Origin of the sequence: Lutibacter sp. Hel_I_33_5 (genome assembly GCF_007827455.1) — a bacterium.
Classification (GTDB): Bacteria; Bacteroidota; Bacteroidia; order Flavobacteriales; family Flavobacteriaceae; genus Polaribacter.
Window position 1 is genome coordinate 2,140,182 of the sequence record NZ_VISM01000001.1, and the last position, 13,010, is coordinate 2,153,191.

The 13,010-nt window shown below is 29.7% G+C and carries 9 protein-coding genes; 2 read left to right on the forward strand and 7 right to left on the reverse strand.

Features of this window, described 5'->3' with window-relative positions; translation table 11 throughout:
• The first annotated feature begins 252 nt into the window (after positions 1–252).
• Positions 253–1,452, forward strand: a complete 1,200-nt coding sequence (locus OD91_RS09375; RefSeq protein WP_144896128.1) for a porin — start codon at positions 253–255, stop codon at positions 1,450–1,452.
• A gap of 69 nt (positions 1,453–1,521) precedes the next feature.
• Complete coding sequence (locus OD91_RS09380; RefSeq protein ID WP_144896129.1) at positions 1,522–3,792, forward strand: inorganic phosphate transporter; 2,271 nt, start codon at positions 1,522–1,524, stop codon at positions 3,790–3,792.
• A 57-nt stretch (positions 3,793–3,849) separates the two neighbouring features.
• On the opposite strand, the gene OD91_RS09385 is transcribed toward OD91_RS09380, so the two are convergent.
• The 7 genes from OD91_RS09385 to OD91_RS09415 all read right to left on the reverse strand — a co-directional run bounded on the left by OD91_RS09385 (position 3,850) and on the right by OD91_RS09415 (position 12,889).
• Positions 3,850–4,221: a VOC family protein gene (locus OD91_RS09385; protein ID WP_144896130.1), complete on the reverse strand. Its 372-nt coding sequence runs from the start codon at positions 4,219–4,221 to the stop codon at positions 3,850–3,852.
• A gap of 51 nt (positions 4,222–4,272) precedes the next feature.
• Entirely contained in the window at positions 4,273–6,687 is a 2,415-nt protein-coding gene (locus tag OD91_RS09390) for a helix-turn-helix domain-containing protein (protein ID WP_144896131.1), read from the reverse strand.
• A gap of 1 nt (position 6,688) precedes the next feature.
• Positions 6,689–7,411 (reverse strand): DUF2971 domain-containing protein, encoded by a 723-nt coding sequence (locus tag OD91_RS09395; RefSeq protein WP_144896132.1) that lies wholly within the window; start codon positions 7,409–7,411, stop codon positions 6,689–6,691.
• 140 nt (positions 7,412–7,551) lie between these two features.
• Entirely contained in the window at positions 7,552–8,430 is an 879-nt protein-coding gene (locus OD91_RS09400) for a bile acid:sodium symporter family protein (protein WP_144896133.1), read from the reverse strand.
• A gap of 13 nt (positions 8,431–8,443) precedes the next feature.
• On the reverse strand, positions 8,444–8,818 hold the full coding sequence (locus OD91_RS09405) for a DUF2200 domain-containing protein (RefSeq protein WP_144896134.1): 375 nt from the start codon (positions 8,816–8,818) through the stop codon (positions 8,444–8,446).
• A 99-nt stretch (positions 8,819–8,917) separates the two neighbouring features.
• The gene (gene odhB / locus OD91_RS09410; protein ID WP_144896135.1) at positions 8,918–10,123 is read right to left on the reverse strand and encodes a 2-oxoglutarate dehydrogenase complex dihydrolipoyllysine-residue succinyltransferase; all 1,206 of its coding nucleotides are present in this window, start codon (positions 10,121–10,123) and stop codon (positions 8,918–8,920) included.
• A gap of 36 nt (positions 10,124–10,159) precedes the next feature.
• Positions 10,160–12,889, reverse strand: a complete 2,730-nt coding sequence (locus OD91_RS09415) for a 2-oxoglutarate dehydrogenase E1 component (protein WP_144896136.1) — start codon at positions 12,887–12,889, stop codon at positions 10,160–10,162.
• Positions 12,890–13,010: the final 121 nt, after the last annotated feature.

Genomic DNA, 13,010 nt, shown 5'->3' on the forward strand with positions numbered 1-13,010 from the left:
GTTTAAATTAAGGTTAAGATGTAAAATTTGATAACATTTATTTAATTTTTAATAAACAATAACATTAAAGAATAGCGAGAGATTTGCAGTAATCTTATAGGATTAATGTCATTTTAAAATTATTAGTTTTTGTCGACTATTTTTATTTGACTAACTGCCTTTGGCCAAGGCAGTTTTATTTATTTATTAATATTTCAATAACATTAATTTAACATAGCTATTGGTTCTTTGCAGCGACAAAAACTAATAATTATGAATTATAAATCAATACTTATAACTTTAAGTATGGTTGCTTTCTTAAGCGTTAATGCTCAAGAAACAAATGCTCCAAAATTTGGAAAAGGACTTTTCAATTTAGTTGGAAAAGATAGTAGCTTCACAATGAATATTGGAGCTAGAATGCAATTTCTTGGAACTTCTCAATGGGATTCTGATGGTGGTTTAACCAACCCAGAATCAAATATGCTTGTTAGAAGAGCTCGTTTAAAATTTGGAGGGTATGCATTTACACCAAAATTACAATACAAATTAGAATTAGGATTATCTAATAGAGATATTGGTAAGGCATCTGCTTTTACAAATGAAGCACCTAAATATATTTTGGATGCTGTTGTAAAATGGAACTTTTCTGGTAATTGGGTACTTTGGTTTGGACAAACAAAATTACCAGGTAACAGAGAGCGTGTAATTTCATCTGGAAATTTACAACAAGTAGATCGTTCTTTATTAAATAGTAGATTTAATATTGATCGTGATATGGGAATGCAATTAAGACATAAATTTAAACTTTCTGATACATTTATTGTAAAAGAAGCATTTTCTATTGCGCAGGGTGAAGGTAGAAATATTACTACTGGTAACTTAGGAGGTCATCAATATACAGCGAGAGTTGAATTATATCCTTTCGGAAATTTTGCAAGTAAAGGAGATTATAAAGGAAGTGATTTAAAATTTGAAGAGAAACCAAAATTAGCTGTCGGTTTTTCATATGATTTTAATAATGATGCAGTAAAAAACAGGTCTAATCAAGGATCTTATATGACAAACGATACTGGTTTTTATTCAACAAATATTTCAACATTATTTATTGATGCCATGTATAAACATAAAGGATTTTCTTTTATGGCAGAATATGCAAATAGAGATGCAGAAGATCCTTTTGCAAAAAATTCTGATGGTTCTTTAACGGGTGATGAGGTTCAAGTTGGAAACGCTTTAAACTTACAAACAGGTTATATGCTGTCTAAAACTGTTGAACTTTCTGGTAGATATACAAATATTGAATGGGATAAAACGGTTACAGGAAAAGGTGCAGAAAATCAATATACATTAGGATTATCAAAATATATTGTAGGACATAAATTAAAAGTACAAACAGATTTGAGTTATTTAGATTTAACAGGTAAAACAAATCAACTTTTATATAGATTACAGGTAGATATACATTTTTAAAAAAATAACATTTACATAACATCTTAGCAAAAAACTCTATTGATATTTGCTGAAAATTAAAATTAAAGTATGGATAATATTTATTTACTTATGTTAATCGCTATTATAGTGTTAGCTGTTGCTGATATTATAGTAGGTGTTAGTAACGATGCAATTAACTTTTTAAATTCTGCAATTGGTTCTAAAGCTATCTCTTTAAGAACTATTATGATTGTTGCAAGTTTAGGGATATTTATTGGTGCAGTGTTTTCTAGCGGTATGATGGAAGTTGCTAGAAAAGGTATTTTTATTCCAGCTCAATTTGAGTTTGGAGAAATCATGCTCATTTTTATGGCTGTTATGATTACTGATATCTTGTTGTTAGACTTTTTTAATACATTAGGAATGCCTACATCAACTACGGTTTCTATAGTATTTAATTTATTAGGTGCTGCAGTAGTGATGTCTTTAATAAAAATTAGTCATTCAGAATCTGAAACTTTTGCAGATTTAGCAAACTATATAAACACAGCAAAAGCGATTGAAATTATTTCAGGAATTTTACTATCTGTGGTGATTGCTTTTTCTGTTGGTGCATTAGTACAGTGGATTTCTAGAGTATTATTTACCTTTAATTATGAAAAAAGAATAAAGAACTTTGGTATTTTATTTGGAGGTGTAGCTTTAACGGCTATCACATATTTTATCTTCTTAAAAGGTTTAAAAGGAACTCCTTACTATAAAGAATTAAAAGGAATATTAGTAGGTAATGAAGTGTATATTATCTTAATAAGTTTTGTTTTTTGGGTTTTATTTTCTTTCATTTTTGAAAAACTAACTAAAAAAACGGTATTGTTAGTTGTAATAGCAGTAGGTACTTTTGGATTGGCTTTAGCTTTTTCTGGAAATGATTTAGTAAACTTTATTGGAGTGCCAATGGCAGCTTATCATTCTTATGAAGCTTGGGTTGCTGGAGGTATGGATTCTACAATGTCTATGGCTGTATTAGAGAAAAAAGTGCCAGCAGAACCAGTTTTATTATTTATTGCTGGGACTATTATGGTATTAACATTATGGTTTTCTAAAAAAGCAAAGACCGTTGCCGAAACAGAAATTAGTCTTTCTCGTCAAGGAGAAACACATGAAAAATTTGAGCCAAACAGTCTTTCTAGAGCTGTAGTAAAAGTAACTACAAGATTATCTAATTCATTTTCTGCAATTGTACCATCCTCTTTAGGAAATAAAATTAGTAAGAGTTTTGAAAAACCAAATTATACAATGAGTAAAGATCAAAGTATAAAAGCACCTGCTTTTGATATGATCCGTGCTTCTGTAAATTTAATGGTTGCTGGTGTATTAATTGCAATTGCTACTTCTATGAAATTACCTTTATCTACCACTTATGTAACTTTTATGGTTGCTATGGGAACATCTTTAGCAGATAAAGCTTGGGGTAGAGAAAGTGCTGTTTATAGAGTTGCGGGTGTATTAAATGTAATTGGTGGTTGGTTTGGAACTGCTATTGGAGCATTTATTGCTGCAGGAACCGTTGTGTTTTTAATTAGTTTTAATCCACGTGTTATCATACCAATATTACTTTTATTAACAGTAATTTTATTATACAGAAATTACAAATCTCACAAAACTAAGTCAACAAAAACAGACGACGAAGATACTTTAAGTGAAGCAGAAAGTAGTTCTGTACAGGGTGTTATACATGAAAGTGCAAAAAATATTTCTAAAGTGGTTAAGCGTACAAATAGAATTTATACAAATTCGATTGCTGGTTTAGCAGAACAAAAATTACCACTACTTAAAAAGAGTAAAAGTCAGGTAATTAAGCTGTCTGATGAAATAGATGATTTACGTGATAATATTACTTATTTCATTAAAAATTTAGATGCTTCAAGTTTAAATGCTAGTGGATTTTACATAAATATTTTAGGCCATTTACAAGATATGTCCCAATCTTTAGAGTATATTTCTAAGATTAGTTATAAGCATATTAATAATAATCATAAGAATTTAAAATCTTCTCAGATTAATGAGCTTAGGGAAATTGATGACAAGTTAGAGGTTTTATTTTCTGATACTGAAAAAGCTTTTAAATCTGAATCTTTTGATGAGATTGGAGTGATTTTAAACGGTAAGAAAGTAGTTTATGATTTAGTAAATGAAAAGATTGCAAAACAAATAGAGCGAACTAGAACAGAAGAATCGAGCCCAAAGAATACAACATTATATTTTGGTCTTCTTATTGAAACAAAAGATTTATTAGATTCAACAATGAGTCTTTTAGAAGAGTATCATAGTTCTTTTGATGGTTCTATTGAACCAGCAACAATTAGTCCATCAAAATAGTATAATAATATTTGACATGAAAAACCGAGCTTTTAGCTCGGTTTTTTTATGTTCAATTTAAACATGTTGATCTATTAATATCATATTTCCATCAGGATCTAATACCATAAAGCTTGCAGGTCCAGAAGTGGTTTCATCTGCTTCTGTAGTTAATTGTACTTTTTCACTTTTTAAATGTTGTTGTATCGTTCTAACATCAACAAAATCCTCTAATTTGTTAGCGCTTTCATCCCAACCAGGATTAAAGGTTAAAATATTATTTTCAAACATTCCTTGAAATAGCCCCACTAAAGAATTACCGTTTTTCATAATTAAATAATTCTTTTCAATCTGACCTGCAAAAACAGTAAAGCCTAATGTTTCATAAAACGCCTTAGATTTATGGATGTCTTTTACAGCTAAACTGATGGACATTGCACCTAATTTCATAATCGAAAGTTTTTAGTTAATCCATTAAAGTTAAGAAATAAAAAATTGAAGTTACAGTTCTAATGTCATTAGAACCATTTTTAACTCAACATAAGTGTAAGATTTATCTACCTTTTCTTTTAATTCTGTTAGGTTTTTAAATTTAGTATTTTCAACAGCATTTAATATTTTTTTATACCTTTTTTCTGGAATCAATTCTAAAATATTTACTTCTCCAGACGGAATAAAGTTTGCTAAATGATTTTCTATAGTACCAACAGTTAAACTTCTTTCTTTGGCAATCTCTTTAATAGACAAACCAGATTTAAAGAGCTCAAAAGATATTTGTTTGGTCGATTTTTTATCTTCCTTTTTTTGTTCATTGAATTTATTAATTCCGTTTTCAGAACAATAAATTTCAATAACTTCTAAGATTTCTTCTCCGTATTTTTTAACACGGATTTTACCCATTCCATTAACTTTTAATAGTTCTTTTTCCGATCTAGGTAAAGCATCACAAATTGCATACAACGTTTCTTGGGTAAATATTTGAAAAGCTGGTATGTTTTCTGCTATTCTAATTTCATCTCTTAATTCACGTAATTTTAAAGCTAATAAAGGATCTTTTCTGGTTGATAATTTCTTCTTTTTAGTGGGAGCTGTTTTTTGTAAAACAGCATTTGCTCTTACTTTTAAATATTCTTTAACTTTAAACCTATCAGTCATTTTTTGAAGTGCAAATAATTTTTCTTCAAGTTTTTCTTGAAGACTATCAAACTGTTTAGAAAAGTCTTTTTTTACTGCTTTATTATCAGAAGAAAAAGAAATTGCATCCAATGGTTTTTGAATGTTGTTTTTAGTATTGCTTAAAAAATAATCAACTGCTTTTGTAAATCGTTCTTGAATTTGAGAACTGTTTTCTGGAAGGACGCTGTCCTCTGAGAGATTATTTAATTGATTTTTAAATCCATTTGAAACTTTCATTAAAGCAACAATACCATCATCTTTAATGGTTTGTAAATGATCAATTACATCTCCTTTTATACTTGTTCGATTTTTGTAAAAAATGTCAATTAATCTTGTTGTTGGATATAAAAATGACTGATAATCAAATAATTCTGAAATTAAATTCAACTGAAAATGTTTTTCAGATTCGTTTAAAATAGCTTCATCAGGATGGTTTTCTTCAACACTTTCGTTAAAGACACTTACTGTTTTATCATTGATGATTGCATTACTAGAAATAGGCGTTTTTAAAACCAACCCTTCTAAAGAAGTACATCTACTTAAAGCAACATAGGTTTGTCCGTGAGCAAAAGAAGCTTCTGCATCAATAATCGCTTTTTCAAAGGTTAACCCTTGACTTTTATGAATAGTAATTGCCCAAGCCAATCTTAAAGGAATTTGAGAAAAAGAACCAACAATATCTTCTTTAATTTCTTTGGTTTCTTCATTGATAGAATAATTTACATTATCCCACATTTCTCTTTCTGTAACAATTTCATCAATTTCATTGGCACATTGTACTGTAACATTTTCTCTAGAAATAGCTGTAACAATTCCTATTTTACCATTATAATACCTTTTTTCTGGCGATGAATCATTTTTGATGAACATTACTTGCGATCCAACTTTTAACTCTAATTTTTCATCATTAGGAAAAGCATTTTCATTAAACTTTCCAGAAACATCTGCTTTAAAAAAGTAACTTTTATTTTTGAGTTTATTCAGTTCAGAATCATTAATTAAATTCGCTCTTTTATTATGAGTAGTTAATGTAATATAACCTTCTTCTTTATCTGGTGAAAAAGCGGGATTATATCGCTCATTTAAAATTTTTGCAGATTCATTTGATAAATTATCGTTTCTAATTTCATTTAGAATTTTGATGAAATCTTCGTTTTTCTGACGATAAATATGCTTTAATTCTATAGAAACCACATTTGCTTCTTGATAGGCTTTAGAACTAAAAAAATAAACTGTATTGTAATATTGTTGTAGTAAACTCCATTCATTTGGTCTAACAACGGGCGCTAATTGTTGCAAATCACCTATCATTAAAACTTGTGCACCACCAAAGACTTTGTTTCGGTTTTTATAACGCCTCATTACCTGATCTATTCCATCCAATAAATCTGCTCTAACCATAGAAATTTCATCAATAATTACTAAATCTAACGATTTAATAATATCAATTTTTGTTTTCGAAAATTTGCGTTGCGCATTAGAAGTATTTGCAATTTGATTGGGTAAAATAGGACCAAAAGGCATTTGAAAAAACGAATGAATGGTAACACCTTTTGCATTAATTGCTGCAACTCCTGTTGGAGCAACAATAACCATTCTTTTTAAAGATTCGTTTTTTATTTTATGTAAAAAAGTAGTTTTACCTGTACCAGCTTTTCCTGTGATAAATAGATTTCTATCTGTTTTATTAATAAAGTTAAAAGCAAGATCTAGTTCAAGATTTTTGAGCGTATTCGACATATTATCTATTTATTTCCCATCTTTTTATTTCATTTCTTTCATAATAAACTTTGTAAAAAGGAAGACTTATGTTTAATAAGTCAAATATACATGGGTAATAGTATGTGCTCATAGACAACCCAACGTAAACACCAGATAAAGATTTTTTTATTTTTAAATAATTTCTTGTATTATCAATTAATAACAATCTTATTTCAGATTCTTTTTCCCAATATTTTGATTTTGTAAGAAATAGAGATTTGTAATTCTTCTTAATTATATTATTAATATTTTCCTCTTTTGAAAGTCTTTTATCCCAATAAATTGAAGGTTTTTTTTCAAACAAGTATTTAATATTTTCAAATTTAAAAAAATTAATAGAAGTATTTTCTTCTATAAATTTATCTACATCGATTTCTAGACATAAACCTTTATGATTTTTTCCATAATGAGCCCACATCATTTCATTTTTAAAACCATCTTCTTCATCAGAATTGACAAAACTTAATGCTTGTACTTTTCCTTTAATTTCTTCACCTAATTTTTGCTGACAGAATATATGAGTATCATTTGAATACTCATTTGGATAAATACTTTTATAATCTATGTTTATTCCACCAAATGCCCATTGTTGATTTTCCTTTGGGTCATTCATTTCACTTAAATAATTTGTTCTTAAAGATTTATGAGGTAGGATAAACTCAATGGCATTTTCAAAACTTGTATAGTGATATAATTTAGGCATAGTAACTTTTTAATGCAATATAATCATTAAAAGAATAAAGTCAACAAACGAGCTTAACCCTTATAGAGTTTTTGTTTGAGCTCTTTTTGAGGTGGGAAAAAAACGAGTTACAAAATCGAAAAAAAGCTTCAAATAAAAAATTATTCAGAATCTATTTCAGTTCTTTTACCAAAATACCACATTAAAATTCCGCCAGTAATAAACATCCATAAAGAATAGGCACCAATAGGGATTCCCATTTCTACATTATTTAATATTGTTGTGGCAATTACAAATGCAAGTGTTCCATTTTGGATTCCGCTTTCAACTGTAATAGAAATTGTATTTTTTAAATTTAATTTAAAGAATTTTGCAGTTACATATCCTAAACCCATTGTTAGAATATTTAATGATAAGGTAACCAAACCAACTTCTTTCATTCCTACACCAATCATTTTATAATTTGCTGCTAAGACAGCAATAAAGACAAGAATAAAAATTACTGTTGAAGCAATTCTCATGGGTTTTTCCATTCGTTTTGCAAAATCTGTTTTGTATTTTCGAATTAACATTCCTATAGATATTGGAATCACTGTAATGACCATTATTTGCAGGATAGTATCAACAATTGGAAGTTGAATAGTAACATTAGTTTCGGTACCAAAATAGGATAATGCATAAGACAAAATAAAAGGAATTGTTAGAATACTAATGATACTTGCAATTGCAGTTAACGTAACTGATAAAGCAATATTTCCTTTACAAATTTGTGTTATTAAATTACTTGTTGGTCCTCCAGGACACGTAGCTAAAATCATTAAACCAACAGCCATTGTTGGGTTTAAATTAAAAATGATTGCTAATAAAAAACCAATAATTGGTAATAAAACAAGTTGATTTGTTAGTCCAATTATTGCAGCTTTTGGGTATTTAAATATTCTTGTAAAATCTATAGGAACTAAAGTCATTCCCATTCCAAGCATAATAATTGCTAAGGATAGAGGTAAAAATATTTTACCTATAATTTCAGCTGCTGTCATAATTATTTGATAGTTATTTTTGTTTTCTTAAAATCTTTTCCATTTTTCTCCCTTTTGCTAATTCATCAATCAGCTTTTCCATTTGCCTACATTGTTTATATAATTCGAATTCATCGGCTATTTCTTCAATTCTATAACCACAAACTACTCCTTTAATCATGTGTGCATTTGGATGGATTTTTGCTTCCTCAAAAAATGTTCTAAACGTTACTTTTTCTTTGATAAGAGATTGTAATTTATTTTCATTAAAACCTGTAAACCATTCTAACACTTTATGGAATTCTTCTCTTGTTCTTCCATGTTTTTCTAATCTATTCCAGTAAAGTGGGTAAATAGATGCAAAGATCATATTAGCAACCTTTTCGTTTTTTTCAGCTGTAACCTTCATTTTATGAATTGTTTATGTAGCAATTTACGAAATTCTAACTAACAAAAAATCCCAAGCTATCAGCTTGGGATTTTAATATCTATATGGCAAAATGGTTGCCTACATTTCTAATGCTTTTGTAGGATTATTATCCATTAATAATTCAACTGGATTTTCTAGTGCTTCTTTAACAGCAACTAAAAATCCAACAGATTCTCTACCATCAATAATTCTATGATCGTAAGATAAAGCAATATACATAATAGGTTGTATTACAACTTCTCCATTAACAGCCATTGGTCTTTGTACAATATTATGCATTCCTAAAATTCCACTTTGAGGAGGATTAATAATAGGAGTAGAGAGCATAGAACCAAATACACCACCATTTGTGATTGTAAAAGTTCCACCTGTCATTTCATCAATCGTTATTTGTCCATCTCTTGCTCTTAAAGCTAAACGTTTTACTTCAGATTCTACACCTCTAAAAGATAAGTTTTCAGCATTTCTAATAACTGGAACCATTAACCCTTTAGGACCAGAAACTGCAATTGATATATCTTGAAAATCGTGTTTTATTTGGAAGTCTCCATCTATCATTGAATTAACATCTGGATATAGTTTTAATGCTCTAACAATGGCTAACGTAAAGAAAGACATAAATCCTAAACCAACTCCATGTTTTGCTTTAAAGTCTTCTTTAAATTGTTTACGTAAGTCAAAAATGGGTTGCATATTAACTTCGTTAAACGTAGTTAACATAGCTGTTTCGCTTTTTACAGCTACTAAACGTTCAGCAACTTTTCTACGTAACATAGACATTTTCTTACGTTCAGAACCACGTTGTCCATTATCTGGTAAACTTCCCATAGAAGGAACTGCTTTTACAGCATCTTCTTTAGTGATTCTTCCATCTTTTCCTGTTCCTTTTACGCCATCAGAAGACATTCCTTTTTCAGCTAAAATCTTCTTTGCTGATGGAGAAGCTGTACCAGTAGCGTATGTTTCTTTTGCTGAAACAGATTCTTGAACTTTTGCTTTTGGAGCTTCTTCTTTTTTAACAGATGATGAACCACCTTCTGGTTTTTCAGCACTTGTATCAATTAAGCATACAACCGCACCAACGGCAACTGCATCACCTTCTTCAGCTTTTAGTGTAATAATACCACTTTCTTCAGCTGGTAATTCTAAGGTAGCTTTATCAGAATCTACTTCTGCAATAGGTTGATCTTTTTCAACATAATCGCCATCTTCAACTAACCAAGTTGCTATTTCTACTTCTGTAATAGATTCCCCAGGTGAAGGAACTTTCATTTCTAAAATCATCTTTATAATTTTATATTTTGAATTTATTTTTAATTCTTAATCGAATACTTTATCAATAACTTTTTGATGTCTTTTCTTAAATCGTGCGCTAGAGCCCGCAGCTGGAACTGCATGATATTCTCTAGAAGCAACTTCTAATCTAATTTTTGGGAAACGCTCTAGCATAAAACTCCAAGCTCCCATATTTTTTGGTTCTTCTTGTGCCCAAACAAATCGTTCGGCATTTTTATAACCATTTAAAATAGCTTCTAACTGACTTTCGTGTAATGGAAATAATTGTTCTATTCGTACTAAAGCAATATCATTTCTATCTAACTTTTCTCTTTCTGCAAGTAAATCGTAATAGAATTTACCCATACAGAAAACTACTTTCTTCACGTTAGATTTATCAACAGATGTATCATCAATTACCTCTTGAAAAGTACCATCTGCTAAATCTTCTATTGGATTTACAACTTTTGGATGACGTAATAAACTCTTTGGTGTAAAAACAACTAATGGTTTTCTATAAGTACGTTTCATTTGTCTACGTAACAAATGATAAAAATTTGCAGGTGTTGTACAATTTGCAAGCGTCATATTGTCTTTTGCACATAACTGTAAATAACGTTCTATTCTTGCAGATGAATGCTCAGAACCTTGTCCTTCATATCCGTGAGGAAGTAAGACAACAATTCCGTTTTGCATTTTCCATTTATCTTCGGCAGCAGAAATATATTGATCGAACATAATCTGCGCACCATTAGAAAAATCTCCAAATTGAGCTTCCCAAATAGTTAAGGTATTCGGATTTGCCATTGCATATCCATAATCGAACCCAAGAACTCCATATTCTGATAATAACGAATTATAAATCGTCATTTTTCCTTTGTTCTTCGGATTGGTATTTAAAAGATTAATACGTTCTTCAGAAACTTCATCTCTTAAAATGGCATGTCTGTGTGAAAAAGTTCCTCTTTCTACATCTTGACCAGAAATTCTAACATTAAATCCTTCTTCCATTAAAGAACCATAAGCTAAATTTTCCGCCATTCCCCAATCTAAAGAATTTGTTTCGAAAGCCATTTTTGCTCTTCCTTGTAAAATACGTTCTGCTTTTCTAACAAATTTTACATTTTCTGGAACAGTTGAAACTACTTTGGCTATATTTTTTAAACTATCTAAACCGTATTTTGTGTCTATTGGTTGTAGCATGGCATCTAAACGCTGACGTTTAAAATCTTTCCATGTAGATTCCATAAACTCCTTTACTTTAGAAGTCTTTACTTTTTTAGATGCATCAAATTCTTTTTCAAGCATTTGTTTAAATTCAGAAGTAATTGATGTTAAATAGTCATCATCAATACTTCCTTCACTAGTCAATTGTTCAGCATAAATTTCTTTGGTGTTTTTATGTTTTGCAATTGCTTTATATAACTTTGGTTGTGTAAAACGAGGTTCATCACCTTCATTATGACCATATTTTCTATAGCCTAATAAATCAATGAAAATATCTGTTTTAAACTTCATTCTAAATTCTAAAGCCATTTCCATAGCATGGCAAACAGCTTCTGTATCATCTGCATTTACATGCAATACTGGCGATAAAGTTACTTTTGCAACATCTGTACAATAGGTACTAGAACGTGCGTCTAAATAATTTGTGGTAAAACCTATTTGATTATTTACAACAATATGGATAGTTCCACCTGTTTTATACCCATTTAGTTTTGCCATTTGAGTAACTTCATAAGCAATTCCTTGACCTGCAATTGCAGCATCACCATGGATTATAATAGGTAATATTTTACTTTCATCACCATTATATTTTCTATCAATCTTAGCTCTCGTAATTCCTTCTGCAACAGAAGCAACGGTTTCTAAGTGGGATGGATTTGGAACCAAATTCATTTTGATTTCATTTCCGTCTCTATAAGTTTTACTTAACGTTAATCCTAAGTGATACTTTACATCTCCGTCAATATTTTGATCTTCAAAATCCTTGCCTTCAAATTCACTAAATAGATCACGAACAGGTTTTTTAAAGATATTCACTAAGGTGTTTAATCTTCCTCTATGCGCCATTCCTAAAACACATTCTTTAACACCAAACTTTTCTGCTGCATCACGAAGTAAAACACTAATTCCAGGAATTAATGTTTCTCCGCCTTCTAATGAAAAACGTTTTTGACCAACATATTTTGTTTGTAAAAAACTTTCGAAAGTTACCGCCTGATTTAATTTTGATAGAATGTATTTTTTTGCGTCAATAGAATAATTAGGGTGATTATCGTTCGAGTTTAATTGATCCTGCCACCATTTTAATTTTTCTGGGTTTCGCATGTACATATACTCAACGCCAATAGAGTCACAATAAACAGTTTCTAGGTGTTGTACAATTTTAGAAAGTGTGGTTTTACCCAGTCCTAAAACTTCTCCTGCGTTAAAGGTAGTATTTAAATCTTCTTTAGAGAGTCCAAAATTTTCAATTGCTAGCGTAGGAGTGTACTTTCTTCTATCTCTAACTGGGTTTGTTTTGGTAAATAAATGACCTCTTGTTCTGTATCCATTTATTAAGTCTACTACTAAAAATTCTTTTCTAACTTCTTCAGGAATTTCAGAAGAAATATCCTCATCAGTTAAAGAGTAGTTTTCATTAGCTAAATCATATCCTTGAAAAAAGCTTCTCCAGCTTGGTTCTACAGTATCTGGCTTTTGTAAATACTGTTCGTATAAATCGGCAATAAATCCTGTATGTGCTGCGTTTAAAAACGAAAATTTATCCATAAAAAAAGTAGCTCTTATTTTGCGAACTAATAATTATTACAAAAATACAACTTTTAGAAAAAGTAGAATTCATTTTTTTGATGAATAATCCTCAAAAAAGAGGGTTATTTTTAGTAATATT

Excerpts from the sequence above, each read along its gene's own strand:
- OD91_RS09390 (WP_144896131.1), bottom strand. The coding sequence starts at position 6,687 with ATGTCGAATACGCTCAAAAATCTTGAACTAGATCTTGCTTTTAACTTT.
- odhB (WP_144896135.1), bottom strand. The coding sequence starts at position 10,123 with ATGATTTTAGAAATGAAAGTTCCTTCACCTGGGGAATCTATTACAGAA.
- OD91_RS09395 (WP_144896132.1), bottom strand. The coding sequence starts at position 7,411 with ATGCCTAAATTATATCACTATACAAGTTTTGAAAATGCCATTGAGTTT.
- OD91_RS09375 (WP_144896128.1), top strand. The coding sequence starts at position 253 with ATGAATTATAAATCAATACTTATAACTTTAAGTATGGTTGCTTTCTTA.
- OD91_RS09400 (WP_144896133.1), bottom strand. The coding sequence starts at position 8,430 with ATGACAGCAGCTGAAATTATAGGTAAAATATTTTTACCTCTATCCTTA.
- OD91_RS09380 (WP_144896129.1), top strand. The coding sequence starts at position 1,522 with ATGGATAATATTTATTTACTTATGTTAATCGCTATTATAGTGTTAGCT.
- OD91_RS09415 (WP_144896136.1), bottom strand. The coding sequence starts at position 12,889 with ATGGATAAATTTTCGTTTTTAAACGCAGCACATACAGGATTTATTGCC.
- OD91_RS09385 (WP_144896130.1), bottom strand. The coding sequence starts at position 4,221 with ATGAAATTAGGTGCAATGTCCATCAGTTTAGCTGTAAAAGACATCCAT.
- OD91_RS09405 (WP_144896134.1), bottom strand. The coding sequence starts at position 8,818 with ATGAAGGTTACAGCTGAAAAAAACGAAAAGGTTGCTAATATGATCTTT.